Origin of the sequence: Hydrogenophaga sp., from assembly GCF_051007235.1 — a bacterium.
Classification (GTDB): Bacteria; Pseudomonadota; Gammaproteobacteria; order Burkholderiales; family Burkholderiaceae_C; genus Hydrogenophaga.
Map to the genome: position 1 here is coordinate 1 of NZ_JBPCSJ010000038.1, position 1,949 is coordinate 1,949.

Annotated in this window: 2 protein-coding genes and 1 pseudogene; all 3 read right to left on the bottom strand. The window is 66.2% G+C overall.

What is annotated here, in order from left to right; all coding sequences use genetic code 11:
• Positions 1–755: AMP-binding protein (locus ACR2JA_RS01295; protein ID WP_434007339.1), on the bottom strand; the 755-nt coding region annotated here is incomplete at its 3' end.
• Between the two features lie 4 nt (positions 756–759).
• A pseudogene (locus tag ACR2JA_RS01300) lies at positions 760–1,548 on the bottom strand (ABC transporter ATP-binding protein).
• The coding region (locus ACR2JA_RS01305) for an ATP-binding cassette domain-containing protein (RefSeq protein WP_434007340.1) at positions 1,545–1,949 on the bottom strand (405 nt) is incomplete at its 5' end. The pseudogene ACR2JA_RS01300 and the gene ACR2JA_RS01305, both read right to left, overlap by 4 nt.

Below are 1,949 nucleotides of genomic sequence, written 5' to 3' on the forward strand. Positions count from 1 at the left end.
TCGGCGATGTGGCACAGCGGCAGGAAGCACATGCACTCGTCGCGCTCGTCGCGCGCGATCAGCGTGTTGTAGCCGCGCACGGTGTAGACCAGGCCCTGGTGGGCATGCATGGCGCCCTTGGGCTTGCCGGTGGTGCCCGAGGTGTAGACCAGGATGGCCAGGTCCTGCGGCTGCACCGTGGCCACGCGCTGCTCCAGCGCTTGCGGGTGCGACTTCAGGTGTTCGCGGCCGAGTTCGCGCAGCGCGTCCAGGCTGATGACCATGGGGTCGTGGAAGTCGCGCAGGCCTTCCATGTCGAACACCACGATCTTGCGCAGCCCGGGCAGGCGTTCGCGCACTTCCAGGGCTTTGTCCAGCTGCTCGTCGTCTTCGACGAATAGCACGGTGGTGCGCGAGTCTTCGCACAGGTACTGCACCTGCTCGGCCGCGTCGGTGGGGTAGATGCCGTTGGACACGCCGTTGGCGCTGAGCACGGCGATGTCGCACAGCACCCACTCGACGTTGGTGTTGGAGAGGATGGACGCGGTCTCGCGCGCGTCGAAGCCGATGGCCAGCAGGCCGTGACCGATCTCGCGCACCGCCTGGCCCACCTGGGTCCAGGTCCAGCTGCGCCAGATGCCGAATTCCTTCTGCCGCAGCCAGATGGCCGGGCCGCGCTTGTCGACCGCGTTCCAGAAGATGGCGGGCAGGGTCTCGCCCGGCATGACCACATCGGTCTGCGGGCGGATGGCGGAGAGATCCCACAGGTAGCTCATCTCGTCATCTCCAGTTCTTTTTCTTTTTCCAGCGACGGTCGGCCCGCACGCCTTCGGCCTTCATGCCGAGGTAGAACTCCTTGATGTCCTCCTTCTCGCGCAGGCGGGCACAGGTGTCTTCCATCACGATGCGGCCGTTCTCCAGCACGTAGCCGTAGTCCGACGCGTTGAGCGCCATGTTGGCGTTCTGCTCCACCAGCAGGATGGTGGTGCCGCGCTCGCGGTTGATGCGCACCACGATCTCGAAGATCTATTTGGTGAGCTTCGGCGAGAGGCCCAGGCTGGGTTCGTCGAGCAGGATCAGGTCGGGGTTGGCCATCAGCGCGCGGCTGATGGCCAGCATCTGCTGCTGCCCGCCCGAGAGCAGGCCGGCGTCCTGCGCGGCGCGTTCGCGCAGGATGGGGAAGTACTCGAACACCCGTTCCATGTCGTGCGCCACGCCGTCGCGGTCGCTGCGGGTGTAGGCGCCCATGAGCAGGTTGTCGCGCACCGACAGCAGCGGGAACACCTCGCGTCCCTCGGGCACGTGCATCAGGCCCTGCTGCACGATCAGCGCCGGGTCCTGCGCGGTGATGTCGTTGCCCTTGAAGGCGATGCTGCCTTTGCGCGGGTCGATGATGCCGCTGATGGTCTTGAGGATGGTGGTCTTGCCCGCGCCGTTGCTGCCCAGCACGGTGGCGATTTCGCCGCGCCGCACCTGCAGGCTGACCCCGCGGATGGCCTTGATGGGGCCGTACGCGCTCTCGACGTTGAGCAGCTGGAGCACGGGCTGGTCGGACACGGGCACGGTCATGATGCGACCCCCGCATGGTTTTCGCGGCGCAGGCTGGACACGTCGTCCACCGTGCCGAGGTAGGCCTCGATCACGCCCGGGTGGCTTTGAACTTCGGCCGGGGTGCCGGTGGCCAGTTCTTCACCCTGGCTCATGGCCAGCACACGGTCCGAAACTTTGGAGACCAGGCTCATGTCGTGTTCCACCATCAGCACCGTGATGCCCAGTTCGTTCTTGATGTCGCTGATCCAGAACGCCATGTCTTCGGTTTCCTCCACGTTCAGGCCGGAGGACGGTTCGTCCAGCAGCAGCAGGCGCGGCTCGGTGCACAGGGCGCGCGCCAGTTCCACCACCTTGCGCACGCCGTAGGGCAGGCCGGCCACCATCGATTCGCGGTGGTGCTGCAGGTCCAGGAAGTCGAT